This is a genomic window from Janibacter sp. DB-40 (assembly GCF_029510815.1).
Classification (GTDB): domain Bacteria; phylum Actinomycetota; class Actinomycetes; order Actinomycetales; family Dermatophilaceae; genus Janibacter.
In genome coordinates this window covers 293184-320031 of record NZ_CP120360.1, presented here as the reverse complement: position 1 = coordinate 320031, position 26848 = coordinate 293184, and the positions used below count along the sequence as shown (strand labels likewise).

Annotated in this window: 22 protein-coding genes, 1 tRNA gene and 1 riboswitch; of the genes, 13 read left to right on the top strand and 10 right to left on the bottom strand. The window is 69.4% G+C overall.

Annotated features, from left to right (window positions below; translation table 11 throughout):
• Nucleotides 1-7: 7 nt before the first annotated feature.
• The 6 genes from PVE36_RS01525 (at nt 8) to pstB (ending at nt 7521) form a co-directional block, all read left to right on the top strand.
• A complete protein-coding gene (locus PVE36_RS01525) occupies nt 8-2281 on the top strand; it encodes an RNA degradosome polyphosphate kinase (protein ID WP_277454131.1) in 2274 nt (757 codons plus the stop codon).
• Nucleotide 2282: 1 nt separating this feature from the next.
• Nucleotides 2283-3242: an NUDIX hydrolase gene (locus PVE36_RS01520; RefSeq protein WP_277454130.1), complete on the top strand. Its 960-nt coding sequence runs from the start codon at nt 2283-2285 to the stop codon at nt 3240-3242.
• A gap of 211 nt (nt 3243-3453) precedes the next feature.
• Nucleotides 3454-4572, top strand: a complete 1119-nt coding sequence (pstS, locus tag PVE36_RS01515) for a phosphate ABC transporter substrate-binding protein PstS (RefSeq protein WP_277454128.1) — start codon at nt 3454-3456, stop codon at nt 4570-4572.
• A gap of 92 nt (nt 4573-4664) precedes the next feature.
• Complete coding sequence (gene pstC / locus PVE36_RS01510) at nt 4665-5612, top strand: phosphate ABC transporter permease subunit PstC (protein ID WP_277454127.1); 948 nt, start codon at nt 4665-4667, stop codon at nt 5610-5612.
• Nucleotides 5612-6706 (top strand): phosphate ABC transporter permease PstA, encoded by a 1095-nt coding sequence (pstA, locus tag PVE36_RS01505; protein ID WP_277454125.1) that lies wholly within the window; start codon nt 5612-5614, stop codon nt 6704-6706. Before pstC ends, pstA begins: the two co-directional genes overlap by 1 nt.
• A gap of 35 nt (nt 6707-6741) precedes the next feature.
• A complete protein-coding gene (pstB, locus tag PVE36_RS01500; RefSeq protein WP_277454124.1) occupies nt 6742-7521 on the top strand; it encodes a phosphate ABC transporter ATP-binding protein PstB in 780 nt (259 codons plus the stop codon).
• 88 nt (nt 7522-7609) lie between these two features.
• Here the strand turns inward: pstB and PVE36_RS01495 are convergent, their stop codons facing one another.
• The 7 genes from PVE36_RS01495 to PVE36_RS01465 all read right to left on the bottom strand — a co-directional run bounded on the left by PVE36_RS01495 (nt 7610) and on the right by PVE36_RS01465 (nt 14030).
• Entirely contained in the window at nt 7610-8614 is a 1005-nt protein-coding gene (locus PVE36_RS01495; RefSeq protein WP_277454122.1) for an inorganic phosphate transporter, read from the bottom strand.
• A gap of 5 nt (nt 8615-8619) precedes the next feature.
• Entirely contained in the window at nt 8620-9246 is a 627-nt protein-coding gene (locus tag PVE36_RS01490; protein ID WP_277454121.1) for a DUF47 family protein, read from the bottom strand.
• 472 nt (nt 9247-9718) lie between these two features.
• Nucleotides 9719-10321: a hypothetical protein gene (locus PVE36_RS01485; protein WP_277454120.1), complete on the bottom strand. Its 603-nt coding sequence runs from the start codon at nt 10319-10321 to the stop codon at nt 9719-9721.
• 3 nt (nt 10322-10324) lie between these two features.
• Nucleotides 10325-11050: an enoyl-CoA hydratase/isomerase family protein gene (locus tag PVE36_RS01480; protein ID WP_277454119.1), complete on the bottom strand. Its 726-nt coding sequence runs from the start codon at nt 11048-11050 to the stop codon at nt 10325-10327.
• 48 nt (nt 11051-11098) lie between these two features.
• Complete coding sequence (locus tag PVE36_RS01475; protein WP_277454118.1) at nt 11099-12166, bottom strand: ABC transporter substrate-binding protein; 1068 nt, start codon at nt 12164-12166, stop codon at nt 11099-11101.
• A complete protein-coding gene (locus tag PVE36_RS01470) occupies nt 12163-12975 on the bottom strand; it encodes an ABC transporter ATP-binding protein (protein WP_277454117.1) in 813 nt (270 codons plus the stop codon). The genes PVE36_RS01475 and PVE36_RS01470 overlap by 4 nt, the downstream gene beginning before the upstream one ends.
• A complete protein-coding gene (locus PVE36_RS01465) occupies nt 12972-14030 on the bottom strand; it encodes an iron ABC transporter permease (RefSeq protein ID WP_277454116.1) in 1059 nt (352 codons plus the stop codon). The genes PVE36_RS01470 and PVE36_RS01465 overlap by 4 nt, the downstream gene beginning before the upstream one ends.
• A 42-nt stretch (nt 14031-14072) precedes the next feature.
• Nucleotides 14073-14249, bottom strand: a riboswitch (cobalamin riboswitch).
• Nucleotides 14250-14324: 75 nt separating this feature from the next.
• Here PVE36_RS01465 and PVE36_RS01460 point away from each other — a divergent pair.
• Nucleotides 14325-16046: a S8 family serine peptidase gene (locus PVE36_RS01460; RefSeq protein ID WP_277454114.1), complete on the top strand. Its 1722-nt coding sequence runs from the start codon at nt 14325-14327 to the stop codon at nt 16044-16046.
• A gap of 19 nt (nt 16047-16065) precedes the next feature.
• Here PVE36_RS01460 and PVE36_RS01455 read toward each other — a convergent pair whose 3' ends face one another.
• Nucleotides 16066-16740 (bottom strand): histidine phosphatase family protein, encoded by a 675-nt coding sequence (locus PVE36_RS01455; protein ID WP_277454113.1) that lies wholly within the window; start codon nt 16738-16740, stop codon nt 16066-16068.
• Nucleotides 16741-16810: 70 nt separating this feature from the next.
• On the opposite strand from PVE36_RS01455, the gene PVE36_RS01450 reads away from it, so the two are divergent.
• Entirely contained in the window at nt 16811-18106 is a 1296-nt protein-coding gene (locus PVE36_RS01450; RefSeq protein ID WP_277454112.1) for a hypothetical protein, read from the top strand.
• Here the strand turns inward: PVE36_RS01450 and PVE36_RS01445 are convergent.
• Nucleotides 18103-19305 carry a MarP family serine protease gene (locus tag PVE36_RS01445; protein WP_277454111.1) on the bottom strand — a complete coding sequence of 401 codons (1203 nt, stop codon included), beginning with the start codon at nt 19303-19305 and terminating at the stop codon, nt 18103-18105. The two genes, PVE36_RS01450 and PVE36_RS01445, sit on opposite strands and share 4 nt — an antisense overlap.
• A 286-nt stretch (nt 19306-19591) precedes the next feature.
• On the opposite strand from PVE36_RS01445, the gene PVE36_RS01440 reads away from it, so the two are divergent.
• Complete coding sequence (locus PVE36_RS01440) at nt 19592-19855, top strand: hypothetical protein (protein WP_277454110.1); 264 nt, start codon at nt 19592-19594, stop codon at nt 19853-19855.
• Nucleotides 19822-20043, top strand: coding sequence for a hypothetical protein (locus PVE36_RS01435; RefSeq protein WP_277454109.1), 222 nt, complete (start codon nt 19822-19824; stop codon nt 20041-20043). The genes PVE36_RS01440 and PVE36_RS01435 overlap by 34 nt, the downstream gene beginning before the upstream one ends.
• A gap of 153 nt (nt 20044-20196) precedes the next feature.
• Here PVE36_RS01435 and PVE36_RS01430 read toward each other — a convergent pair.
• Nucleotides 20197-20269: transfer RNA gene (locus tag PVE36_RS01430), tRNA-Lys, on the bottom strand.
• 343 nt (nt 20270-20612) lie between these two features.
• Here PVE36_RS01430 and PVE36_RS01425 point away from each other — a divergent pair.
• From PVE36_RS01425 to PVE36_RS01415, 3 genes are read left to right on the top strand one after another with little or no spacing between them, the layout of a single operon-like run.
• Nucleotides 20613-22586: a class I SAM-dependent DNA methyltransferase gene (locus tag PVE36_RS01425; protein ID WP_277454107.1), complete on the top strand. Its 1974-nt coding sequence runs from the start codon at nt 20613-20615 to the stop codon at nt 22584-22586.
• On the top strand, nt 22583-23758 hold the full coding sequence (locus tag PVE36_RS01420) for a restriction endonuclease subunit S (RefSeq protein WP_277454106.1): 1176 nt from the start codon (nt 22583-22585) through the stop codon (nt 23756-23758). The genes PVE36_RS01425 and PVE36_RS01420 overlap by 4 nt, the downstream gene beginning before the upstream one ends.
• A 5-nt stretch (nt 23759-23763) precedes the next feature.
• Nucleotides 23764-26760 carry a DEAD/DEAH box helicase family protein gene (locus PVE36_RS01415; protein WP_277454105.1) on the top strand — a complete coding sequence of 999 codons (2997 nt, stop codon included), beginning with the start codon at nt 23764-23766 and terminating at the stop codon, nt 26758-26760.
• The last annotated feature ends 88 nt before the right edge of the window (nt 26761-26848 follow it).

The window sequence follows — 26848 nt, the reverse complement described above, 5'->3', positions numbered from 1 at the left end:
GTCGGGCATGTCCGACAGGTCCGCCGTCAAGGCCTCGCGCCAGGACGCCGAGCGCCGGCCCCGATCCGCCGACGTGACGATCTCCTCGGCGTCGCCGGCATCGACGCCGGAGCTGCGCCCGCGCGCGGCCAACGGCCGCTTCGTGCGCACCACCGACGCGCAGGCCGACGGGGCCCACGACCTGCCGGGCGACCGCTTCCTCGACCGTGAGATCAGCTGGCTGCAGTTCAACGAGCGGGTGCTCCAGCTCGCCGCGGACGAGACCGTCCCGCTGCTCGAGCGCGCCCGGTTCCTCGCGATCTTCGCCAGCAACCTCGACGAGTTCTTCATGGTCCGGGTCGCCGGGCTCAAGCGCCGCATCGCCACGGGCATCGCGGTGCGCAGCACCTCCGGGCTCGAGCCCCGTGAGGTGCTGGAGCAGGTCGCCCGCATCGCCCACGACCTCACCGCGATGCAGACGCGGATCTTCGAGGAGAGCGTGCGTCCGGCCCTCGAGGACGAGGGCATCAGCATCGTGCGTTGGGACGCCATCGAGCAATCCGAGAAGGACCGACTCGAGGAGATGTTCCTCAACCAGATCTACCCGGTCCTCACGCCGCTGGCCGTCGACCCGGCCCACCCCTTCCCCTACATCTCGGGGCTCTCGCTCAACCTCGCCGTCATCCTCATCAACCCCAAGACGGACAAGGAGCACTTCGCGCGGATCAAGATGCCGCCCTCGCTCCCGCGCTTCCTGCAGGTGCGGCGGGCGAGCGCCACCGTGACCTCCGACCTCTTCGAGGCCCGCTTCGTCCCGCTCGAGGACGTCATCGCGGCCCACCTCGACCGGCTCTTCCCCGGCATGGAGGTCCACGAGCACTACTCCTTCCGGGTCACCCGCAACGAGGACCTCGAGGTCGAGGAGGACGACGCCGAGAACCTCCTGGCCGCACTGGAGAAGGAGCTGACCCGCCGCCGGTTCGGCCCACCGGTGCGCCTCGAGGTCGAGCACGACCTGGACGACCACGTCATGGAGCTGCTCAGCCGCGAGATCGGCGTGACCCACGAGGAGGTCTACCGGCTCCCCGGACCGCTGGACCTGCGCGGGCTGAACGAGATCGCCGACATCGACCGGACCGACCTGCACTTCGCCCCCTTCGTCGCCGGGACCAACGCCGACCTCGCGCCCGCGGAGTCCTCGAAGGCGGCCGACCTCTTCGGGCGGATCTCGCGGCAGGACGTGCTGCTGCACCACCCCTACGACTCCTTCTCGACGTCCGTGCAGGCCTTCATCGAGCAGGCGGCCGCCGACCCGCACGTGCTGGCGATCAAGCAGACGCTCTACCGCACGTCCGGTGACAGCCCGATCGTCGACGCCCTCATCGACGCCGCCGAGGCGGGCAAGCAGGTCCTCGCGGTCGTCGAGATCAAGGCCCGCTTCGACGAGCAGAACAACATCGAGTGGGCGCGCAAGCTCGAGCACGCCGGCGTCCACGTGGTCTACGGGATCGTCGGGCTGAAGACCCACGGCAAGCTCGCGCTCGTCGTGCGCCAGGAGGCCGACGGGCTCAAGCGCTACTGCCACGTCGGGACGGGCAACTACAACCCCAAGACCGCCCGTCTCTACGAGGACATGGGCCTGCTCACCGCCGACCCCGAGGTCGGCGAGGACCTCACCCGGCTGTTCAACCAGCTCTCCGGGGTGGCCCCGCGCACGAAGTTCAAGCGCCTCCTCGTGGCCCCGCGCACCGCCCGTGAGGGCCTGCTCGACCGCATCGGCAAGCAGGTCGAGCGGCAGGCGCGCTCGGGTGACGGCTATGTCGGCATCAAGGCCAACTCGCTCGTCGACGAGGCGACCATCGACGCCCTCTACCGCGCCAGCACCGCGGGCGTCAGCATCGACATCTGGATCCGCGGGATCTGCACCATCCGCCCGGGCATCGCCGGGCTGAGCGAGAACATCCGCGTGCACTCGGTCCTGGGCCGTTTCCTGGAGCACTCCCGCGTCTTCCTCTTCGGCCGGGGCGCCGACCGCGAGGCGTGGATCGGCAGCGCCGACCTGATGCACCGCAATCTCGACCGCCGCGTCGAGGCCATGGTCAGGATCGTCGACCCGGGCCACGTCGAGCAGCTCTTCGACGTGGTCGAGCGGGCGATGTCCGGCGACTACGCGCACTGGAGCCTCGCCGGCGACGGGCGCTGGACCCGGATCCACCAGGGCGGGGACGGGCAGCCGCTGCCGGACATCCAGGCAGCCTTCATCGCGATGCACGCCAAGCGTCGCCGCAAGGCGCGGCGCTGACGTGGGAGCCTCCGTCCTCGCTGCGGGAACCCTGCCGTGGCGACGTCGTCGCGGCCGCCTCGAGGTCGCCCTCGTCCACCGTCCCCGCTACGACGACTGGTCCTGGGCCAAGGGCAAGCTCGACCCGGGTGAGGCCTTCCCCTCCGCCGCGGCCCGCGAGACCCTCGAGGAGACCGGCCTGCGCGTGCGCCTGGGCCACCCGCTGCCCACGACGACGTACACCACGACCCAGCGCGGTCGCCCCGCGGTAAAGGAGGTGCGGTACTGGGCCGCCGAGGTGACCGGCGGCGACGGCGGGCTCATCCACGAGGTCGACGAGGTGGCCTGGCTCGAGGCCGACGTCGCCGCCGACCGGCTCAGCTACCCCCACGACCGGGCCCAGCTCGGGGCGCTCGCCGCCGCCGACGTGCAGGGGACGCTGTCGACGTGGCCGCTGGCCATCGTGCGCCACGCCAGGGCACGCTCGCGCTCCTCGTGGCGCCACGAGGACGCCCTGCGCCCCCTCGACGACGCGGGACGAGCGCAGGCCGAGGACCTCGTCCCGCTCCTCGGTGCCTACGGCATCAGCCGCCTCGTGACCAGCCCCTCGGCCCGGGCCAGCGACACCCTCGCGCCGTACGCCGCCGCCAGCGGGGTCCGGCTGCGAACCAAGCCGGGCCTGTCCGAGGAGGGCCACGAGCAGGCCCCGGGCAAGGCCCGCCACCACGTCGAGCGGCTCCTCGAGCGTGGCGTCGCCGCCGCGGTCTGCAGCCACGGCCCCGTCCTGCCCGAGCTCGTGGCCTGCCTCCTGGAGCGGGTCGACGCGACCCTCGCGCCGGGGATGGTCGCCCGGTCCGTCCTCGAGGACGTCGTCGAGCGCGGGATGGCGAAGGGGGAGGTGCTGGTCGCGCACATCGTCGGCACCGGCGAGGGCGCCCAGGTCGTGGCCGCGGAGCGGCACCACACCGAGGACCGGACATGACCGGTCGTGGACACACCCTCCTCGTTGTTACCCCGGTCACGCCCGCCGCGCGAGCGCACCATGCAGTGTGCAGGTGCTCTTCACCGACTGTTCACCGTCCGGGGCCCATCCGGTCACCGTGGCTGCCTACCTTCATGGGTGTACGACCACGGCGGTCGCGGCGGACCGCCGTGACACTACGCGCCCATCCCCGTAGAGAGGTCCAACTGACGTGATTCGTTCCACCCGCAGTCGCAAGGCCCTGACCGCAACCGCCGCCCTGGCACTGTCCCTGAGCCTCGCCGCCTGCGGCGCCAGCAACGAGTCCGGCTCGGGCGCCGGTGGCGGCTCCGGCGAGGGCAACGGGGGTGTCTCCGGCACCCTCTCCGGCGCGGGAGCCTCCTCGCAGGCCGCCGCCGTCGACGCGTGGAAGCAGGGCTTCCTCGAGGCCAACCCAGACGCCACGGTCAACTACGACCCGGTCGGCTCCGGCGGTGGCCGCGAGCAGTTCGTCTCCGGGGCCGTGCCGTGGGCCGGCTCGGACGCCTACCTCGACGAGGACGAGCTGACCAAGGCGCAGGAGCGCTGTGGCGGCGAGGGCAACCTCATCGAGATCCCCGCCTACATCTCCCCCATCGCCGTGCCCTACAACGTCAAGGGCGTCGAGGACCTGCAGCTCTCCCCCGAGACCCTGGCCAAGATCTTCGACCAGAAGATCACCTCTTGGGACGACAAGACGATCGCCGAGGACAACCCCGACGCCGACCTGCCGTCGACACCGATCACGGTCGTCAACCGCTCCGACGAGTCGGGCACCACCGAGAACTTCGTCGACTACCTGTCCGTCGCGGCGGGTGACGCCTGGCCGCACGAGGTCTCCGGTGACTGGCCGGTCTCCGGTGGCACCGCCGCCAAGGGCACCACCGGCGTCGTCCAGTCCATCGAGTCGACCGACGGCGCCATCGGCTACTCCGACGTCTCGCAGATCGGCGAGCTCCCCGCCGCGAACGTCAAGGTGGGCGAGGACTGGGTCGGCCCGAGCTCCGAGGCCGCCGCCAAGATCATCGAGGCCTCCACCCAGGTCGAGGGCCGCGGCGAGTTCGACTACGCCACCGAGATCGAGCGCGACACCAAGGAGGCCGGTACCTACCCGATCGTCCTGGCGTCCTACGAGTTGGCCTGCACCCAGTACGACGACGCCGAGACGGCCGACCTCGTCAAGGCCTGGCTCACCCACGTCGTCAGCGAGGAGGGCCAGCAGGCCTCCGCCGAGACGGCCGGCTCCGCTCCCATCAGCGACGCCACGCGGAAGAACGCCACCACGGCCATCGAGGCGATCTCCGCAAAGTGATGCACTAGTGGCCCAAGGCGGTCCATGATCGGTTCAGCCGGTCGTGGGCCGCCGCGGCCGTGTCCGTCCCCCTTCCCACAGGAGTCCCACTCGTGAGCTCAGTCCCCCAAGCTCCCGGCGACACCGGATTCACCAGCGCCAGGAAACGGCGCGGCGACGCGATCTTCGCCGGCCTGTCCCTCTCGGCCGGCGTCACCATCCTCGTCGTGCTCTTCCTCGTTGCCGCCTTCCTGGTGTGGCAGGCGATGCCGGCCATCACCGCCTCGCCCGAGGAGGTGCGCGGTGGGCAGGGCCTCGTCCACTACATCGCTCCCCTGCTCTTCGGCACGGTCGTGGCCGCGGTCATCGCACTGGTCGTCGGTACCCCGTTGGCCATCGGTATCGCGCTCTTCATCTCGCACTACGCCCCCCGGCGCCTCGCGTCGCTGCTCGGGTACATCATCGACCTGCTCGCCGCGGTCCCCTCGGTCATCTTCGGCCTCTGGGGCTTCTACGTCTTCGGGCCGTGGCTCATGCCGACGCAGAAGGGGTTGATCGAGTACCTCGGGTTCATCCCGCTCTTCGGCGGCCCGGCCAGCCCGAAGTCGATGCTCGTCACCGGCCTGGTTCTGGCGATCATGATCCTGCCGATCATGACCGCCGTGAACCGTGAGGTCTTCCTGCAGACCCCGCGACTGCACGAGGAGGCATCCCTCGCCCTCGGTGCCACGCGCTGGGAGATGATCAAGCAGGCCGTCATCCCCTTCGCCAAGTCCGGCATCATCTCCGGCGCGATGCTGGGCCTGGGCCGCGCCCTCGGCGAGACGATGGCCGTCGCCATCATCCTGTCGGCCTCCGCGCGCTTCACCCCGGTGATCACGAGCTCGGCCAACCCGGGCACCATCGCCGGCGACATCGCCCTGCAGTTCCCGGAGTCGAGCGGCATGGACGTCAACACCCTCATCGCGAGCGGCTTGGTGCTCTTCTTCCTCACCCTGCTCGTCAACATGTTCGCCCGCTGGATCGTCTCCCGGCGGTCCGAGTTCTCGGGAGCCAACTGATGACCACGACCAACACCGAGGCTCCGGCCCCGAACCGGGCTCCGGACCGCCAGCTGGGCGGCACCCGCGGCCACAGCACGCTGACCGCACCCGTGCGCTGGGCCGTGCTCGCGGCCTCCGTCGTCCTGGGCATCCTGGTCACGTCCCTGCTGTGGGGATGGAACCTCATCGCCGCCGGTGCCCTTGCTGCCGTCATCTACCTCATCGGGATCTACGCGATCTCCCGCATCGTCGAGGGTCACCGTCACGCCGTGGACCGCATGGTGACCGGCATCGTCACGACGATGTTCCTCATCGCCCTCCTGCCGCTCGTGTCTGTTGTGTGGGAGGTCACCTCGATGGGCCTCGGGCGGTTCGACGCCGAGTTCTTCACGTGGTCGATGCGCGGGGTCATGGGCGAAGGTGGCGGCGCCTACCACGCGATCATGGGCACGCTGATCATCACCGGCCTGACGACGCTGATCTCGGTCCCGATCGGGATCTTCGCCGCGATCTACCTCGTGGAGTACGGCAACAAGAACGCGCTCTCCCGGGGCCTGACCTTCTTCGTCGACGTCATGACGGGGATCCCCTCGATCGTCGCCGGTCTCTTCGCCATCGCGCTGTTCACCCTCTTCTTCGGCCCGGGCGTGCGCATGGGGATCATCGGAGCGGTCGCACTGACCGTCCTGATGATCCCCGTCGTCGTCCGCAGCACCGAGGAGATGCTGCGCCTGGTGCCCAACGAGCTGCGCGAGGCCAGCTATGCGCTCGGTGTGCCGAAGTGGCTGACGGTCGTCAAGGTCGTGCTGCCGACCGCGATCGCCGGCATCGCCACCGGCGTCACGCTGGCGATCGCCCGCGTCATCGGTGAGACGGCACCGCTGCTCGTCACCGTCGGCACGACGGACTCGCTGAACCTCAACCCCTTCGACGGGCGCATGCAGACGCTGCCGATCTTCGCCTACTACAGCTACGCGACCCCCGGGATCCCCCCGGAGCCGTACTTCGCCCGGATGTGGGCGGCCGCCCTGACGCTCATCCTCATCGTGATGACGCTGAACATCGTGGCCCGCCTCATCTCCAAGTTCTTCGCCCCCAAGACCGGTCGCTGACCCGAGCAGACCAGACCAGACAAGGAAAATCTGACGTGTCCAAGCGCATCGACGTCAAGAACCTCGACATCTACTACAGCGACTTCCTCGCCGTGAAGGACGTCTCGGTCACCATCGAGCCCCGCACGGTGACCGCCCTCATCGGCCCCTCCGGCTGCGGCAAGTCCACCTTCCTGCGGGCGCTGAACCGCATGCACGAGGTGATCCCGGGAGCCAAGGTCGACGGCCAGGTGGTCCTCGACGGGGAGGACATGTACGCGAAGGGGGTCGACCCGGTGCTCGTGCGCCGCAAGGTCGGCATGGTCTTCCAGAAGCCCAACCCGTTCCCGACGATGTCCATCCGGGAGAACGTCCTCGCCGGCGTGAAGCTGAACAACCAGCGGATCAAGAAGTCCGATGCCGACGACCTCGTCGAGTCCAGCCTGCGTGGCGCCAACCTGTGGAACGAGGTCAAGGACCGCCTCGACAAGCCGGGCTCCGGTCTCTCCGGTGGTCAGCAGCAGCGACTGTGCATCGCCCGCACGATCGCCGTAGAGCCGGAGGTCGTCCTCATGGACGAGCCGTGCTCGGCCCTGGACCCGATCTCCACGCTCGCGATCGAGGACCTCATCACGGACCTGAAGGAGAACTACACGATCGTGATCGTCACCCACAACATGCAGCAGGCCGCCCGGGTGTCGGACCGCACCGGCTTCTTCAACATCGAGGGCACCGGCAAGCCCGGCCAGCTCGTGGAGTTCGACGACACGTCGAAGATCTTCAACAACCCCGGCCAGAAGGCCACCGAGGACTACATCTCGGGGCGCTTCGGCTGACCAGGCTCCCCCCGGGGGACGGGGGAAGACGATGGCCGGTGGACCCGCAGGGGGTCCACCGGCCGTTCGTCGTTCGGGGCGTGTGGGGTCAGAAGCCGAAGAAGATCGGGGTGAGGATCCACATGAAGATCGCGGCGCTGAGTCCCGCACCGGGGAAGGTGAAGATCCACGCGCCGACGATGTTCTTGGCCACGCCCCACCGGACGGCCTTGAGCGACTTCGTCGCGCCGACGCCCATGATCGCGGAGGTGATCGCGTGGGTCGTCGAGATCGGGGCCCGCAGTGCCGTCGCGACGTACAGGATCGAGGCCGCGGTGACCTCGGCAGCGAATCCCTGCGGCGGGTCGAGGTGGATGATCCCGCGGCCGAGGGTGCGCATGATCCGCCAGCCACCGGCGTACGTGCCCATCGAGATCACCACGGCGGACATCACGAGCACCCACAGCGGGATGCTCTGGTCGCCGCCGTCCTGATGGCCGGCGACGGTCAGGGCGAGGACGACGACGCCGGCCGTCTTCGCGGCGTCCTGCATGCCGTGACCGAAGGCCATCGCGGCGGCCGACGCGGTCTGCGCGTACCGGAAGCCCCGCTTGGTGCGCCCGGGGTGAGCATTGTGGAAAACCTTCAGGATCAGGCGCATCACGAGGAAGCCGACGCCGATCCCGACGATGGGCGAGAGCAGCATCGGGATGATGACCTTCTCGAGGATGCCCATCCACTGCACACCGGCGCCGGCTGCGAGTGCCGCACCACCGAGCCCGCCGATGAGGGCGTGCGAGGAGGAAGAGGGGAGTCCGTACCACCAGGTGAGCATGTTCCACCCGATGGCCCCGATGAGCGCGGCCGCACAGAGCACGAGACCGAGGTGCCCGTCCGGCGCCTCGATGATGCCCTGCCCGACAGTCTTGGCCACCTTGGCGCCGAAGAAGGCGCCGAAGAGGTTCGCGACCGCGGCCATGGCCAACGCCACCCGCGGGGTCAGCGCCCGGGTGGAGACGGACGTCGCAATCGCATTGGCCGCGTCGTGGAAGCCGTTCGTGTAGTTGAAGCCCATCGCCAGCAGGGTGACGAGGGCGACCGGGAGCCATTCCACGATGGTCAGGACTCCTTGATGGCGATGCTCTCGACCCGGTGGGCCACGTTCTCGAAGGCATCGGCCGCCATCTCGAGTCGCTCGATGATGTCCTTGTGCTTGATCACCTCGATGGGGTCGCTCACGGCGCCACCGAAGAGATCGCGAAGCAGGCGCCGGTAGATCGCGTCGCCCTCGTTCTCCAGGCGGTTGATCTCCACCCAGTAGTCCTTGAGCTCCTTCATTGTCGCCAACCGCGGCATGGCATCCGCGGTCAGCTCGGCCATCCGCACGATGACCTCCATCTGGGCGGTGATCTCGGGCATGAGGCCGTCCATCCGGTAGAGGACGACCGTCTGGCCGACGGACTCGATGAAGTCCGTGCAGTCGTCGAGCGCTGCGGCCAGCTCGACGATGTCGCTGTGGTCGAAGGGCGTGACGAAGCTCGAGTTCACCTTGTGGATGATCGCGTGCGTCGCCTCGTCGGCCTGGTGCTCGATGTCCTTGAGCCGGGGCGCCAGGTTCTCGCGCTCCTCGGCGCTGGCCCCCAGCATCTGGGTGAGCATCTCTGCCGCGGCGACGGCCTCGCGGGCGCTGTCGGCGAGGAGCTGGTAAAAGCTGTCATCTCGGGATTTTGCTCGTAGGAAGCCCACTCGTTCGTATCTCCAGGTCCGGGGAGGTCACGCGGTCGGGGGCCAGCCTAGAACCGTCCGGTCACTCCCGTGCCATCGGACGTCCACCTGCGGTGGGAGAGAGAGTGCGCCGGGCCGGGAGCGCCTCACGGCGCACGGCCGCTCGTAGCGGCGTTTTTTGGGACCCGGGGCTACCGCGGCCCGGCGCACTCCCCCACCCTAACGGCGACCGAGGCCACGATGTTCCCCCTTCGCAACTGCCTGGGCTCCTGCGGGCGAGCGGCCGCTGAACCGCGCAACTGCTTAGGCTCCTGCAGACGAACGGCCACTGCTCGACGCAACTGCTTAGGCTCCTGCAGACAAACGGCCACCGACCCCCGCAACTGCTTAGGCTCCTGCAGATGAACGGCCACTGCTCGACGCAACTGCTTAGGCTCCTGCAGACAAACGGCCACCGACCCCCGCAACTGCTGAGGCAGGTGCGGTGGGGTACTCAGGCCAGGTGGCCGCTGCGCCACAGGCGGGCGCCGGCCTCGAGGTCCTCGGCGGTGCCGATCATGGCCGAGGCGGAGGTGACGTCCCCGTCCTCCAGGTGCGCCCGGCCGGTCGCGATCACGCGGCAGAAGGCAGCGGCCCGCTCCAGGGCGATCGCCAGGTCCCCGTCGAAGACCCCGGAGAGGATCCGGTCGGACAGCTGGCGCACCTCGTCGACACCCGGCGGCTCGACGACGCCGGCGATGACGTGGCTCACGGGGGCGACCATCATGCCGGACGCGTACTGCCGCGCGGCCTCCAGTGGTTGGCGCTGCACCCACTCGCGCAGCAGGTACATCCGCCACAGCGCGCCCGGCAGGCTGCGCGCCGGCCGGTCGGACCACAGGTGGGCGAGCGTGTCGATGCCCAGCTCGTCGACCAGCCGGACGAGCCGGTCGGTCGTGGCCGGGTCGGCGTCGGAGCGTCCGGCCTCGACGACGGTCACCGCGGCGGCATGCGCGGCCTCGGCCGCCTCGGCAGGATCGGGGAGCGTGCCGCCATGGGCCTCCATGGCGTCGGGGCCGAAGTGGAGGGGGCGTCGGGGTCGACCGGCGTCGGCCACGGCTCAGCGCCGCCGCTGCCGGTTGAGCAGCGCCCGCACGAGCGTGACCGCCTCGGACTGGGACAGCTCGGTGCGGGAGGTCTCCCACGAGGCGTGGAGCAGGCGACGCATCTCGGAGTTGGCCCAGAGGTGCTTGCCGCCGAGGTTCTCGGCGGCGTCCCGCAGCGCTGCCGGGACGTCCCCGTCGGGCGCGAGCTCGGCGATGCCCCAGCTGTCGGCCGTCGCCGCGTCGAGCGTGCGGCCACCGAGACCGAAGGAGAGCGCGCGCTGCTGGCCGATCGCGCGGGGCAGCAGCCAGGCCAGCCCCGGGTCCGGGGCGCCGGTTCCCCCCTTCGGCGGGACGCGGAAGCAGGAGTCGCCGGAGCAGAAGGCGAGGTCCCCGGCGAGGACGAGACCGAGGCCGGAGCCGGCCGCGAGGCCCTGGACGCCGACGAGGACGATCTTGGCGGAGGAGTTGAGGAGGGCGAAGAGCTCCTCGAGGGCAGCGGCGAGCTCGAAGACGGCGGTCGTCGGGTCCTCGGACTGCTCGGCCTTGCTCGTGTCCGAGCCGACGCAGAAGTCGGTGCCGTTGCCGGTCAGCGTCAGGATGTCCACGTACGGGTCCGCGAGGGCACGCTGGACCTGCTCGCGCAGCTCGCGGGCCATGTCGAGGTCGAGCGCGTTGCCCGCCTCGGGCCGGTCGAGGACGATTCGGGCCAAGCGGTCGGATGCTTCGTACGTGACTCCCACACCTGCACCATAGTCACCCCACACACGGATGCCGACCCCTTCTCGCGATCACGGTCGCAGGTCGTGCCGGGGCTCGATGGCGCTCTCGGGGACCAGGCCGTGACGCTCGAGGGTGACCCGCAGCTGCTCGGCGGCGTCGATGTTCAACGGCCCGCTCGTCCACGCCGCGATCGGGAGGTTGACGTAGCGCTCCTCCTCCACGGCCGGCAGGTCCTTCGTCGCCGGGTTGGTCTCGAGGACCTCCACCTTCTGCTCGAAGGTCTGGCCCGGGTAGTCGACGAAGGCGATGGCGTCCGGCTGGGAGGTCACGAGCCGCTCCCACGAGACCTCGGTCCACGTGTCCGCGACATCACCGGTCGCGTTCCGCGCGCCGGCCGTCTCGATGATCGCCTGCGGTCCGCCGTACGACCCGGAGGTGAAGATCTCCTTCGTCCCCGAGTCGAAGAGGAAGACCGTCGGGGGCTCCTGCGCCTGCGGAGCCTGCTCCAGGGCCCGGCGGCGCTCCTCGATGTCCTCCACCACCGCGTCCGCGCGACCCGGGTGCCCGGTGATCCTGCCGAGGTTGGCCAGGTCGGCGTAGAGCGCCTCCCACGGCGGCATCGTCCCGCGGGCGCCGCCCTCCTGCCGGCAGCTCTCCGAGAGGACGTAGGCACCGATGCCGTGCTCCGCGAGCCCTCCCGGGGTGAAGTTCTGCTCGTCGGAGAAGCCGTAGCTCCACCCGGAGACCACGACGTCCGGCTCGTGCGCGATGGCGTTCTCCAGCGTCGGGCGGTCGGGGGAGGCGACCGGCAGACCCTCCACGACGTCCTGCCCGTAGACGGTGGACAGGGCCTCCCTGCCGTCGTCGAGTCCGGTCACCCCGGCGACCTGCTCCTCGGCGCCCAGGGCGAGGACCAGCGAGAGCAGGTTGCCGTCGCCGGTGACGTACATCCGCTCCGCGGGCGAAGGGAGGGCCACCTCCCGGTCGCAGTTGGTCACCGTCGCCCCGCCCGGCTCCGCCGCGGCGGAGCCGGCGCCGTGACCGGTACCACCGGAGCCCCCGGTGCCGCACCCGGCGAGGACGGCTGCGACGAGAGCGAGGGCGGCGGTGGTGCGCACGGTGCGACGGCGGGTCATGCGAGGGCCTTCCGGGTGGCGACTGCGGCGGCCGTGGGGAGTGCTCCCGGGCCGAGGGAGAGGTGGACCCGGCCGGTGGCCGGGTCGGTGAGACGGACGGCGTCGACGGCGAAGACCTCGCGCAGGGTGTCCGCGGAGAGGACCTCGGTGGGCTCCCCGAACGCGTGCAACCGCCCCTCGTGCAGCACGGCCACCCGGTCGAAGTGCGCGGCGGCCAGCGACAGGTCGTGCACGGCCGCCAGGACCGTGCGGCCGAGGCCGCGGACGGTCTCCAGCAGCTGGATCTGGTGGTGGACGTCGAGGTGGTTGGTCGGCTCGTCGAGGACGAGCAGGTCGGTGCCCTGGGCGAGGCCGCGCGCGAGCATCGCCCGCCGTCGCTCACCGCCCGACAGGTGCTGGCAGGGCCGGTCGACCTGCTCGGCCAGCCCGACCGCGGCGAGGGCGTCGAGGACGAGGCGCTCCTCCCCCTTCGTCCCGGCGGACCACGGTCGCCGGTGCGGGATGCGCCCCATGGCGACCATCTCGCCGACGAGCAGGTCCTCGGGCGGGCCCTCCTCCTGGCCGACGTGGGCGAGGTGACCGGCGCGCCGGCGGGGCGAGAGAGCGGTGAGGTCGGTGCCGTCGACGTGCACCGACCCGGCGGCCGGCGGCCGCAGGCCGGTCAGCGTGCGGATGAGCGTGGACTTGCCGCTGCCGTTGCGGCCGACGAGCGCGACCATCTCGCCGCGCCCGATGTCGAGGTCGACGTCGGAGAGGATCGTGCGCTCGCCGACGGCGCAGGTGAGCCCGCGGCAGGAGAGGTGGGTCATTCGCCGCCCCCCGAGTAGGTGTAGTGACGCCGACCGAGGAGCAGCAGGAAGATCGGGGCACCGACGAGGCCGGTGACGACGCTCAGCGGGATCTCCTGGGGTCGCACGACGACGCGGGCGGCGACGTCGACCCAGAGCAGGAAGAGGGCCCCGCCCACCGCGGCGACCGGCAGCACGCTGCGGTGCAGTGCCCCGACGAGGATGCGGGCGAGGTGCGGCACGACGAGGCCGACGAAGCCGATGCCGCCGGAGACGGCCACGAGCACACCGACGAGCACCGAGGTGATGACGAAGAGACCGATGCGCAGGGTCCTCACCGGCACGCCGAGCCCGGCGGCGACGTCCGCCCCGGCCGCCAGCGCATCGAGCCACGAGTGCAGGGCCATGAGCACCACCATCGCGAGGGCCACGACGACCGCCGAGGGCAGGACGCGGTCCCACACCGACCCGGAGAGGCTCCCGAGGAGCCAGAAGAGCACCGACTGGGTCGCCCGCGGATCGGCGCTGACGAAGACGAGGAAGCTCGAGACGGACGAGAAGGCGGCGGACATCACGACACCCGTCAGCACGAGGCGAAGGGGGGTGATGCCGCCCTGCCACATCGAGATGCCGAAGACGAGGGCCGTCGCCGCGAGGGCACCAGCGAGGGCACCGAGCGACAGCGCCCACACGCCGAGGCCGCCGAGGACGCCGAGCACGATGACGAGGGTCGCCCCCACACCGGCGCCCGAGGAGACCCCCAGGAGGTAGGGGTCGGCCAGCGGGTTGCGCACGAGGGTCTGCATGCAGGCTCCGGCCATCGCCAGACCGGCCCCGACGACCATGCCCGTGACGACCCGCGGGGCCCGCAGGTCCCAGACGATCGTGTCGAGGGTCGGGTCCAGACCGGGCGTGCCGGCGAGACGGGCGCGGAGCACGTCGAGCACCCCGGAGACCGCGAGCGGCTCCGAGCCGAGCGCGAGGGAGAGCACCGCGCTGCCGATGGTCAGCGCGAGGAGGAGGACGAGGAGAGGGCGGACGGGCACACGGCGCCCGCCGGGTCGGTCGTGGGACATGCGAGACTCCACCTGCATCAGGGGCCCAGATCGCGAGGCCCGTACGGATGACGGCGAGACAGCAGGTTTTCGGACTCGGGGTCGTCCCGACGGGGTCCCTTCCCGGGCTGGCGGCCCAGTGGTTCACACCCCGTCAGTCACCCTCACCGCTGCGCGACAGTTCCGGATTCGCACCGGATTCCCTTGCACTGGTGTGCGTCTGACTCGTGACGGACCCTAGCAGCGACTCCGATGTCGGTGCGCCCGTCCGTAGACTGCGCGGGAGACCGGCACGGACGAAGGGGGAGACACCAGATGCGTGGACGAGCGACCGGGGCGGCACTGGGGCTCGTGCTCGCCGTCGTGCTCGCCGGGTGCTCCCTGCCCGGCGGGGACCCCCCTTCGTCATCGGAGTCGGCGTCGTCGGGGTCGTCGTCCACCTCCTCGAGTGCGGCGGAGGCGGAGCTCGTCGAGACCTTCGAGCAGCCGGCGAAGGGCCGCGACTGGGTGGTCCTCGTCGAGGACCCGCAGGAGACCGACCGCGTCGCCGACGACCTCGAGCAGGCCGGCCTCGCGCTGACCTCGGTCAACAGGGGCATCGGCATGGTGACTCTGCGCAGCACCCGGGAGGACGTGCGGGCGAGCGCCGAGGACGTCGACGGGGTGGTGCAGGCCGTGACCGACCAGGGCGTCGGCTGGTCGCCCGACGAGGAGCCCACCTCCTCCCCCGAGGACACCGAGCCGGCGGACAGCACGCTGCAGCCCCCGGCTCCGCCGGAGGGTGGCGACCCCTTCGACGGGTGGCTGTGGGGCATGGCGGAGATCAACGCGGCCGAGGCCCGGTCGGTCACCACCGGCAGCCCCGACGTCCGCGTCGGCGTCATCGACACCGGCGTCGACTCGAGCCACCCCGACCTCGTCGAGCGCGTGGACGCGGAGCGCTCGCGGTCCTTCGTCACCGACATCCCCGGTCTCGACGGAGCGTGCGAGCACGACGGGTGCGTCGACCCCGTCGGCAGCGACGACAACGGGCACGGCACCCACGTCGCGGGCACGATCGCCGCCTCGGCCAACGGGCTGGGCGTGCAGGGCCTCGCCCCCGAGGTCGGCATCGTCGACCTGCGCGCCGGCCAGGACGCCGGCTACTTCTTCCTCGGCCCCGTCGCCAACGCGATCACCGCCGGCGCCGGGCAGGAGCTCGACGTGCTCAACATGAGCTTCTACGTCGACCCCTGGCTCTACTCCTGCCCCGGCGGTGCTCCGGAGGACTCCCCCGCCCAGGCCGCCGCGCAGGACGTGACCATCGAGCTGATGCGTCGGTCCCTCGAGCTCGCCCACGAGCAGGGCGTCACGCTCGTCACGGCCGCCGGCAACAACTCCCGCGACCTCGCGGACCCGGGCACCGACAACACGAGCCCCAACTTCGGTGGCAGCACGCACGAGCGCACGCTGAACCGGGACTGCCGGCAGCTGCCCCTCGACGGACCGCACGTCATCGGCGTCTCCTCGATCGACGAGGACCTCACCCGCAGCGGCTTCTCCAACTACACGTCCGACCCCGGTTCGGACGACGTCGCGCTCGCGGCGCCGGGCGGCACGGGCGACGACAACGGCCTGCCCATCCTCTCCACGGCATCGCGCGACGAGCTGCTCGCCACTGGAGACGTCGACGACCGGGGGCGGGTGACCGTCTCCGGGGCCCAGAAAGGGATCGTGCGCGGCTGCCCCGAGGGCATCGGCCGGGGCGAGCCGGACCCCGACGCGCAGTGCGGCCTGTACACGTGGCTGATGGGCACGTCGATGGCCGCCCCGCACGTCAGCGGGGCCGCCGCACTCGTCATCAGCGAGAACGACGGCCCGATGGCTCCCGACGAGGTCGTGCAGACCCTGCGCCGCAGCGCCCGCGACCACGGGTGCACCGCGCCCGGCAGCGATGAGGACGGTGGCGGCGGCACCAGCGCCGTGTGCACCGGCACCACGGAGCGCAACGGCTTCTTCGGCGACGGGATCCTCGACGCGGCCGCGGCCGTGCGCTGACGCACGGGCGTCCCCCTCGTCAGTCGTCCAGGACCTCCTCGGCGCTCTCGCCGGTGACGTCCTGCGCCTCGGGGTCCTCGAGGTCGAGGCCCCCGAGCGGCTCGCTGGACCAGCCGGCCAGGCGCCATCCCGACCGCGGGTCGCCCTCGAGGACGCCCATGCCGGTGTTCATGATGCTCAGGTCCGCGGCCCGGGCCGCGGTCAGGCGCGCGGCCGCCGTCGCGAAGACGCGGATGGCCGCACCGTGGCTGAAGAGCGCGACCGTCTCCCCGTCGGAGTGCTCGGCGGCGATCGCCTCCACCGCCGAGGTGTACCGGGCCAGGAAGCCGCGACCGCTCTCCCCACCACCGAGCACGTAGTCGAGGTCGCCGCCCATCCACCGCACGAGGGCGGCGATGTAGGCCTCGCGGGACCCCTCGTCCGAGCGCAGCTCCAGCTCACCGGCGGAGATCTCCTCGAGGCCCTTGCGCACCCGGATGTCGACGCCGCGCGCGAGCGCGAGCGGCTCGGCCGTCAGCTGGGTCCGCACGAGGGGTGAGGCGTAGACGCCGGAGACGGCCTCCGTCAGCACGTCGGGGACGGCGCGGGCCTGCACGTGCCCCAGACCGGTCAGGCCGGCTCCGGGGAAGGCGGTGTCGAGCGCCCCCGTGACGTTGTGGGGCGTCTGGCCGTGACGGATGAGGAGGAGTCGCACGCACCGATCGTGCCATCCACGTCCGGGACGGGACCGTCACACCCTGCACGCGACTACTACCCTGACGCTCATGCTGGAATCCGTGGCACCGACTCCTCCGCGGTCCCGGCTGCTCCACATCGGTGCGATGAAGTCCGGCACCACGGCGGTGCAACGCGCTGCGTCCCAGCGGCGCACGACGCTCCTCAGGAGTGGGGTGCGCTACCCGGGGACAGGATTGAACCACTTCACGCCGATCGCAGCCTTCATGGGCGTCCGACGCGAAGGGGAGTACCCCGACCTGTCGACATGGCACGAGCTGATGGAGGAAGTCGAGGCGGACGAGACCAACCGCATCTTCATCAGCCACGAATGGGCGTGCGAGGCCGATGACGCGATGGCCCAACGCTTCGTCGACGCACTCGGAGAGCGCGCCCACGTCGCGATCACCCTCCGCCCGCTGGCCGGGATGCTGGGCTCGTACTGGCAGGAGATCGTCAAGAACGGCCGGGTCACGCCTCCGTTCGAGACGTGGCTGCGCGACGCGCTGGCGACCCCACCCGGACTCCGACACGACGAGCAGTGGGACCGGCAGAGCGACCAGGCCGGGATGGTCGAGCGTTGGGAGCGTCTCCTCGGCCCGGACCGCGTCACGGTGATCATCGCTGACAAGGCGGACCCCGCCCGGGTGCCTGCCTCGCTCGAACGCCTGCTCGATCTGCCGCCCGGCATGCTCACGAACGCCGATGCGGACGGCGGCGCGGCGAACCGGTCGCTGTCCCCGGCAGAGGCCGAGTTCTTCCGCCGGCAGAACGAGGCGTTCAGGCGCAGAGGCGTTCCCATCCGCGAGTACGCCCTGGCCTATCGCCGCCAGGCAGTGGCCCGCATGCTGCGCACCGAACCAGACGTGCGGGGTGAGCCGCGCCGGATCGTGCTCCCACAGTGGGCAGCCGAGCGAGCCACGACCTACGGTCGGGAGATCGCGGATCGGATCGCCGACAGCCGGGTGCGCGTCCTCGGTGACCTCACCTCGCTCCACGAGCCCGTCGGAACCACCGAGCCGGGTGAGGTCCCGGTCCCCGACACCCTGCCCATCGACACCGCGGTCGAAGCGGTCGTGGCGTCGGTCCTGGTCGGGACGGGTCGAGCAGGACGCGCACAGCCGGCCGCACGGCCCCGGGCCACGCCCGTCGAGTCCGCCAAGGAGCGCGTGCGCGACCTGCCCGGCGGGCCAACGGTCCTTCGTGGAGCCCGGACCATCCTCAACCATGGACACGCGGCGACACGCCGTCTACATACTCTCCGGGCGACCGCCCGTCGATCCCGTGGGGCCGACCGCGCACGCACCGGCCCGGTTGCACGCCAAGAAGCCGCACACGACACCTAGGCCGCGCAGGACCCCGTGGACACCGGTTCGGTGGCCCGGGCCGCGCGGTCGAGAACGGGCCGGGTCTCCTCGAGGGTGAGTGCGTACCCGGTGTCCCGGTTCGCCTGGGACTTCGCGAAGATCGTGCCGACGACCTGACCGGTCGGTGACAGCAGGGGCCCGCCGGAGTTGCCCTGCTCCACCCGGGTGTTGACCGCGTAGACCTGCCGGTTGACACCCGGCGTGCCGTCGATGCCGGCTCCCCGTGCGGTGATGAGCTCACGGACTCGGCCCGCCTTGAGGTCATAGGGCCCCCCGAGGGGGAAGCCGGCGACCACCACCTCGTCACCGTGCGACTGCGGCTCCCCCGTGGGCAGCGACGGGGCCGTCAGGTCGGGTACGGCGAGGACGGCGACGTCCCGTCGCGGGTCGAAGGCGACCGTCGTCGCCGGGTAGGTCTGCCCGCTCCCGGCGACCTGGACCGAGGGCTGGTCCACGCCGGCGACGACGTGCGCGTTCGTCACGACCCGGTGGGGCGCCGCCACCCACCCACTGCCGGTCTGACCGCGCCCGCAGCCGGCCGCCAGGCCACTCACCTTGACCACGGAGTTGGCCGCCTGGTCGATGCCCGGGCCCGCGGCCACCCCCGACGGGGGTGGCTCGACCGGTCGGATCGCTTCCGGCCGGACACCGGTGAAGACGCGCGGGAAGTCGTTGGCACCCAGGGCCCGGTAGACACCGCCGAGCACCGTGTCCGCGGGCGCCGGCATCGCACGGTCGATGGTCTGGATGACCTTGGATCCGGCCACGGGCTGCGCGGCGCCCGGGAAGGCTCCGACGACGGCCGAGGCCGCCAACCACGCGACGGCGGCGCCGACGAGGAGGGCTGCGACACCGCCGAGGAGCGAGTCGAGCGCCCGGGCCGGCCGGAAGCGCACCCACGAGCGCAGGCGGAGGCCGATCATCGCGCCGAACGACTGGCCGAGCGCCGCAGCGATGAGGACGCCGACGACGAGCAGGACACCGCTGCGAAGGGGGTCCCCGCCGGCCAGGTCCGAGCGGGCGAGGACGCCGGGCAGCACCCACAGCGCGAGCAGGCCGCCACCGAGGAAGCCGACGAGGGAGAAGGCGCCGGCGACGAGGCCGGTGCGGTACATGCCGCTCACGTAGGCGGCGAGCGCGAGGAGCAGGACGATGTCCAGGACGAGTGCTCCGGTCATGGTCGCTCCTCGGGCGTGGTGGTGGGTGGGCCGTGAACGCCCCTCGCCCATCCCAGCACGTCCGTCTGGGAGCACGGTGCGAGATCCCTGGAGACCCGGGGCTCGGACCGACAGCCTACGGTCCGGGCGAACGCGGCACGAGCGGCAGGTCCGTGCCGGCAGCGGCGCCAATCCCCTGGCGGACGTGACCGACGAAACGGCTCGGATCACTCCATCGGGGAGGATACTGGAGGTCCCGATCCGTAGGGCGTCCATGGGTGCGAGAAGGTGAGCGGAGGTGACTGGCATGAGCAGCCCTGCCGTGCTCCTCAAGTACTCGGCGGTTGTGCTGATGACCCTCACCGGGGTGCTCGGCGGGGTCCTCGCTGCGCGGTCCGCGTCCTCTGATGTCGAGACCACGCAGGCGGTCGGCAGCACCGCACCCTGGCTGGTGCTGGCGATCGCGCTCAGTGCGTTCGCGTTCTGGTCTCGCCGGATCGCGCCCTGGGCCTTCATCGTGCTCACCGCGTTCACCGTGTGCGCGGCTCCGTCGAGTCCGCGCAGGGGCTGACGGACCGGGACGACCCGTTCGCGGCCATCTGGGTGCTGGTTCTCGGGGTGGCGCTGGGCTATCTCGCACTGCATCACACCCGACTGGCCGGGGGTCTGCTGGTCGCGCTCGGGGTGGATGCCTTCGACCGCCGTGGCCACCGGTCACCGCACCGAGGCCTGCGCCAGCGCGCTCACTCGGACATCTGAAACAGGCGGACGAAGGGGGGCGCTGGCCCGGTGACCGGTCACCGGTGGCCCAATGAGCCATCACAGCGTGGACGGGCAGCACACATACCGCAAGACCGTCGCGACGCTGCTCGACCAGAGCGGCGCGAGTGCTCGTACAACCCCGCACGTTCGTGGGCCCCGTGGGACTCGAACCCACAACCTACGGATTAAAAGTCCGCAGCTCTGCCAATTGAGCTAGAGGCCCGGCGGATGGGGACTTTAGTTGGAACTTTCCTGCGGAAAACCCTGGGAAGAACCAACCAAGAAAACCCCAGGCGAGAGATTACAGGTAGGACTGTCCTCATCATGCAGGGTTCGGAGATGTAGGGCACGAGGCTCGACGGGGCGCGGGGGCGTGGGGCGGGTCTCAGACTTCATACCCTTCACGGTTCGAGGTTCGAAACGTCGCGCAATCGGCGCTTCGCCTCGTGACGAAACCGTTACAAGCGACTGAAGTCGGTGCCGCGCTACAGCCTCCGCTGCACCCAGCAGCCCAAGTCTGTTGACCCGTATGGTGACCATCACACGCTCTAATGCAAGGGAGAAAGATGGCGCCGGTGGGGTTCGCGGACAAGGTCGCGTTCGTGTGGAAGGTCGCCGACAAGCTGCGGGGGACGTTCAAGCAGCACGAGTACGGGTCGGTGATGCTACCCCTGCTGGTGCTGCGGCGCATGGATGCGGTGCTCGCACCGACCAAGGAGGCCGTGCTCGACCAGGCCGTACAGCTCGGCGCCCTGCAGGCTGACCGCAAGTCCACCGGTAAGGCCGTGGATGAGGGCATGGACTACGTGCTCAAGCACGTCGCGGGGCAACGCTTCTACAGTCTGTCGCCGTTGACGTTCACGAGCATGCTGCAGAGCGACAAGGAGCTCGCGGAGCAGCTGGCCAGCTACATCCGCCGCTTGTCGGCGGATGCCTACGGCGTGATCGAGGCCTACAACTTCGACGCGAAGATCGCGCGAATGGACCGGGCAGGGATCCTCTACCCGGTGCTAGCCGATTTCGCCGACCTCGATCTGCGCCCGGCCGCGGTGAGCAACGAGGCGATGGGTTACATCTTCGAGGAACTGCTGCGGAAGTTCTCCGAGATGTCCAACGAGACCGCGGGTGAGCACTACACCCCGCGGGAAGTCATCGACCTCATGGTCCACCTGCTTCTCCACGGCAAGACCTCGCAGGAGCTCTCCGCCAACCCCAAGCCGGTGCGCACGGCCTACGACCCCGCCGCAGGCACAGCCGGGATGCTCATGGGCGCCGCGCACGGCATCACCCAGGCCAACCCAGCGGCGCGGGTACAGGTGTACGGACAGGAGCTGAACCCGGAGACATGGGCGATCGCGCAGTCGGACCTGATGATGCAGGACACCGACCCCGGCCAGATGGCCTTCGGCAACTCCCTGACCCAAGATGCCTTCCCCGGCGAGCGGTTCGACTTCATCCTGGCCAACCCGCCGTACGGGGTGGACTGGAAGTCCTACGCCAAGCCGATCAAGGACGAGCACGACAACCAGGGCTTCCACGGGCGCTTCGGCGCTGGCCTGCCCCGGGTCTCGGACGGGTCACTGCTCTTCCTGCAGCACATGCTCGCCAAGATGAAGCCGTCCGGCTCCCGCGTCGGGATCGTGCTGTCAGGTTCTCCGCTCTTCTCCGGGGCGGCCGGCTCGGGCGAGTCGGAAATCCGCCGATGGATCCTCGAGCAGGACTACCTCGAAGGCATCGTCGCCCTACCAGACTCAATGTTCTACAACACCGGCATCTCCACCTACGTGTGGATCCTGACCAACGACAAGGACGAAGGGGACCGTGGCCTGGTCCGCCTGGTTGACGGTCGGGAGATGGGCACCAAGATGCGCAAGTCGCTGGGAGACAAGCGCAAGGAGCTCACCCCGGACGCGATCGCCGAGCTCACCCGGTTGTATGGCGGCGCGCGGGATGAGTTCGCCGACGACGCGCGGGTGCGGGTGTTGGCGCGGGAGGAGTTCGGCTTCCAGCGCGTCACTGTCGAGCGACCGCTACGGCGAAGGTGGGAAGTCACCCCCGAAGCCGTCGCCAGTGAGCCCTTCGCGCGATTTGCGGATTTGGTGGGGCGCCGGTTCGAAACCGAGAAGGCCCTGCTGGCCGAGGTGACCGAGTTATCGACGAAGGACAAGAAGGCCTTCGCCAAAGCCTGCGCGATCGCTGACCCGGACGCGCCCGTCATCGAGAAGAAGGGCAAGCCCGAGCCAGACCCTGACCTCCGAGACCAGGAGAACGTACCCCTGCCCGAGGGCTTCTTCGACCTCGACGAAGCCAGCCGCCTGGCCGTCATGGAGAAGGAGGCCGAGCGCCACCTCACCGACGAGATCCACCTGTACGTCCCCGATGCGTGGATCGACCACACCAAGACCAAGGTCGGCGTCGAGATCCCCTTCACCCGACAGTTCTACCTCTACCAGCCGCCACGGCCCGTCAAGGAGATCGCAGCCGAGATCAAGGAGTTGGAGACGCAGATCCAGAGCTGGATGAAGGGCCTTGGGCTGTGAGGACCGTCCCGCTGCGCCATCTAGCTGATCTGAACCCGAGCACGCCAGAGTTTGATCGCATCCCGGCTGGCGAGCCGGTGACATTTCTGCCGCTCGAAACGGTTTGGAGTGACTCCCGGGCAGACCACGATCGATTGGTGCCAAAGTCGGACGTGGCGACCGGCTACACGCGCTTCCGAATTGGGGACGTTGTGTGCCCCAAGGTAACGCCCACCTTCCAGGCTGGCCGTTCGATGGTGACCCGATCGGTTGGTGCAGGAACGACAGAGCTTCACATCCTGCGTCCACGCGAAGGTGTCGATGCTCGGTGGCTCTGCTACGCCGTGCGCAGCAAGCACTTCCTCGACGAGGGTGTGACCGCATTCCAAGGGGTTGCTGGCCTTCAGCGTGTGCCCCCAGAGTTCGTCAATAGCTTTCGAGTTGCCGACTACGCACCCGAGGAGCAGCGGCGGATCGCGGACTTCCTCGACGACCAGGTCTCCCGGATCGATCGAATCATCGCCGCCCGCCGCGAGCAGATGGACATAGCAGCAGACGTCTTGAAGGCGAAGGTGTCAGCGGCTTGCGCCGAAGGGGATCTCGTGCCAATGCGTCGACTGGTAAGCAATGTCCAAACAGGTGGGACCCCGGGCGAGGAGGCAGACTCTGCCGAGGGGCTTCCTTGGTACTCGCCTGCGTCCTTCGAGGGAGACCTCCAAATCGGTGCACCAGTGCGCCGTATACGTTCAAGTATGGGCGTGCGATTTGAAGCGGAAAGCGTGCTGCTCGTTGCTATTGGTGCTACCGCCGGCAAAGTCGCTTGGCTCGACCATGAGGCCTCTGGCAATCAGCAACTCACCTACATCAAGACTCGTCCAGAACTGATGAAGGGCCGGTTCCTCCTACATCAGTTGAATGCCCGCAGCGACGAGTTGCGTCAGTCTGCTCCCGCCTCCACGTTGCCGATCCTCAATAACGAGTCCGTACGTTCCTTCGCCGCTTGGGCGCCAGAGATGGACACGCAGGTCCAACTTGTTGCCGAATGGGATCACCTGTTGAGCCACGGTACTGCTGGTTCCATACATCTGGGCGCCTCGATTGATCTGCTGAGCGAGTACAAGTCGTCATTGATCACGGCAGCGGTTTCGGGTGAGTTGGACGCGTCGACTGCTGGATCGAACATCCCGGGGTGAGTTGAGTGAGCAACACGACCGAAGCGGCCTTCGAGGGCAACATCGAGACCCACCTAACGACGAATGGGTGGGGGACGATTCCCCCTTCGTTATATGACCGGGATCTGGGGCTGTTCCCGGACGAGGTCATCGCCTTCGTCCAGGAGTCCCAACCGAAGGCGTGGAACATGCTCGTAACCCGCCACGGCGGGGAATCGACGGCGCGCCAACGGCTCGTCAAGGTCGTCGCGGACGCAATAAACCACCGGGGCACGATCAGCGTGCTTCGTGGGAAGGTCAAGGACTCGGGCGTCACACTGCGAATGTGCTGGTTCAGGCCGGCCAACACCCTGACCCCCGAACTTCAACAGCAGTACGAGGCGAACCGGTGCACGGTGGTGAGGCAGCTACACCATTCGGAGTCCCACCCGGCGGACTCGTTGGATCTGGTGCTGGTGGTCAACGGGGTGCCGGTGGCCACGGCGGAGCTGAAGAACCCGCTGACCGGGCAAGGGCTGGCGCAAGCGATGCACCAATACCGCACCGACCGGAACCCGCATGATCGGATCTTCGCCAAGCGCACGCTGGTGCACTTCGCGGTCGACCCGCACCAGGTCGCGATGACCACCAAGCTCGCGGGCGAAGCAACACGCTTCCTGCCGTTCAACCAAGGCACCGCCGGTCCGGGCCTTCCCGGTGCAGCGGGCAACCCACCGAGCGAGGGCTACCAGTCCGCCTACCTGTGGGAGCAGGTCTGGGACAAGGACGCGTGGCTGGAGCTGCTGCAGCTCTTCATCCACGCCGAGAACGGACGAGTGCTCTTCCCCCGGTTCCACCAGTGGCACGCGGTCCGCTCGATCCTGGCCGCGACGTACGCGGACGGTCCTGGCGTGGACCGGCTGATCCAGCACTCGGCAGGGTCGGGCAAGTCCAACACCATCGCTTGGACCGCGCACTCCCTCTCCCGGCTGCACGACCCCGGAGACCAGCCGATCTTCGACAAGGTCATCGTCATCACCGACCGCCGCGTCCTCGACCGGCAACTGCAGGACACCATCGCGGGCTTGGATCACACACCGGGCACGATCGTGCGCATAGACCAGAAATCCGACCAGCTCAAGGACGCCCTGTCCGGGCACGGGGCGCGCATCATCATCACGACGCTGCAGAAGTTCCCCGTCGTCGCGAAGCTTGCCGCCGAGGAGGCCGCTGAGGGTGAAGCCAAGGGCATCGCGGGACGACGCTTCGCGGTCATCGTCGACGAGGCCCACTCCTCCACCACTGGCGACTCGATGAAGAAGCTGAAGAATGTGCTCGCCACCGGGGACGACGCCTTGGCTGAAGCCGAAGCCGCTGAGGCGGAGGTCGAGGCCGGGGAGGCGCCAGATGATGCGTTGCTGGAGTCGGCGCGCAACCGGGGGAAGCAGTCGAACCTGTCCTACTTCGCCTTCACCGCTACGCCGAAACCGAAGACCCTGGAGACCTTCGGGCAGACCAACGCCGATGGGGTGAAGGTCCCGTTCCACACGTACTCGATGCGGCAGGCGATCGATGAGGGGTTCATCCTCGACGTGCTGGAGAACTACACGACCTACTCGACGTACTACAAGCTCGCGACGGCCACGCCGCGGGAGGACCCGGAAATCGACTCGGCCAAGGGCCGGGCGGCGTTGGCGCGGTTCGCCTCGCTGCACCCATACATGATGGAGGCCAAGGCCGAGGTAATCGTCGAGCACTTCCGGCAAAAGGCCGCGCACAAGATCGACGGCCAGGCCCGGGCCATGGTCGTCACCCGCTCCCGGCTGCACGCGGTGCGCACCAAGGAAGCCATCGACAAGTACATCCAGGGCAAGGGTTACGACACGGGCGCTCACCCCCTTCGCGCCCTGGTCGCCTTTAGCGGGACGGTCACCGACCCGGACGCTCCAGAGGTCGCCTACACCGAGGCGATGCTCAACGGGTTCCCCGAGACTCAGCTGCCCAAGCGCTTCGAAGAGGACTACCAAGTCCTCGTCGTCGCGGAGAAGTACCAGACCGGCTTCGACCAGCCGCTGCTGCACACGATGTACGTGGACAAGAAGCTCGCCGGGGTCAAGGCAGTGCAGACCCTCTCCAGGCTCAACCGCACGCACCCGGGCAAGGAGGACACCTTCGTCCTGGACTTCGCCAACACCGCCGAGGAGATCCAAGAGGCCTTCGAGCCGTTCTACGAGCAGTCCCTGGCCCAGCCGACAGACCCGAACCTCCTCTACGCGATGGAGCACGATCTGATGTCCGCGGGCGTGTTGTCGCTGGACGAGATGGACGCGGCCACCACCGCGCTGCTGTCGGACGAACCGAAGCAGCAGCCGACCATCTACAGCAATGTCAGCACCGCGGTCGGACGGTTCATCAGTCTTGATGAGGACGCGCAGGAGTCCTTCCGGGGGACGTTGACGCGCTTCGTGCGGGCGTACGCCTTCGTCGCGCAGGTCATGCCGTGGGCAGATGCATCGCTGGAGCGGCTCTTCCTCTACGGCAAGCTGCTGCTCACTGAGCTGCCTGCTGCTGAGTCGGACCCGATGCCGCAGCTGAGCAAGAGCGTCCAGCTGACCCACCTGCGCTTGTCGGTGACCAGCGAAGAAGAAGCCATAGCCCTCGAGGGCGCCGACGAGGCAGGCGTGGCATTGCCAGGCGAGGGCAAGGGCTCGGCGACTGAGCCGATGCTCGACAAGCTCTCCGCGCTCATCGCCGTGATGAACGAGAAGTACGGCGCCGACCTCGGCGAGGCCGACAAGATCTGGTTCGACCAGCAGTGGACCGTCGTCATGGAAGACGACGAGATGCAGGCCGTCGCCCTATACAACGACCGCTCCCAGTTCGAACTCGTCCTCGAGGAGAAGATCAAGGGTCTCCTGCTACAACGCCACGACAAGAACGGCGACCTGCTGTTCAACCAGTTCTTCGCCAACCTTGACTTCAAGCAGATGCTGCTCGGGTATCTCGGGGGCACCTACGACGAGTTCAGAGGACGGGCCGGCTGAAGGGTGACCAGCGGACAGATGGCTGCCGATAGATGATCAGAATGCGCCAGTGGCGCCAGCAAACCCCGCGGCTCTCTGGCGCCGGCGC

What these genes read in the sequence shown, in the direction of transcription:
- PVE36_RS01460 (WP_277454114.1), top strand. Translation starts at nt 14,325, where the DNA reads ATGCGTGGACGAGCGACCGGGGCGGCACTGGGGCTCGTGCTCGCCGTC.
- PVE36_RS01440 (WP_277454110.1), top strand. Translation starts at nt 19,592, where the DNA reads ATGAGCAGCCCTGCCGTGCTCCTCAAGTACTCGGCGGTTGTGCTGATG.
- pstA (WP_277454125.1), top strand. Translation starts at nt 5,612, where the DNA reads ATGACCACGACCAACACCGAGGCTCCGGCCCCGAACCGGGCTCCGGAC.
- PVE36_RS01470 (WP_277454117.1), bottom strand. Translation starts at nt 12,975, where the DNA reads ATGACCCACCTCTCCTGCCGCGGGCTCACCTGCGCCGTCGGCGAGCGC.
- PVE36_RS01445 (WP_277454111.1), bottom strand. Translation starts at nt 19,305, where the DNA reads ATGACCGGAGCACTCGTCCTGGACATCGTCCTGCTCCTCGCGCTCGCC.
- PVE36_RS01475 (WP_277454118.1), bottom strand. Translation starts at nt 12,166, where the DNA reads ATGACCCGCCGTCGCACCGTGCGCACCACCGCCGCCCTCGCTCTCGTC.
- PVE36_RS01450 (WP_277454112.1), top strand. Translation starts at nt 16,811, where the DNA reads ATGCTGGAATCCGTGGCACCGACTCCTCCGCGGTCCCGGCTGCTCCAC.
- PVE36_RS01465 (WP_277454116.1), bottom strand. Translation starts at nt 14,030, where the DNA reads ATGTCCCACGACCGACCCGGCGGGCGCCGTGTGCCCGTCCGCCCTCTC.
- PVE36_RS01525 (WP_277454131.1), top strand. Translation starts at nt 8, where the DNA reads ATGTCCGACAGGTCCGCCGTCAAGGCCTCGCGCCAGGACGCCGAGCGC.
- PVE36_RS01425 (WP_277454107.1), top strand. Translation starts at nt 20,613, where the DNA reads ATGGCGCCGGTGGGGTTCGCGGACAAGGTCGCGTTCGTGTGGAAGGTC.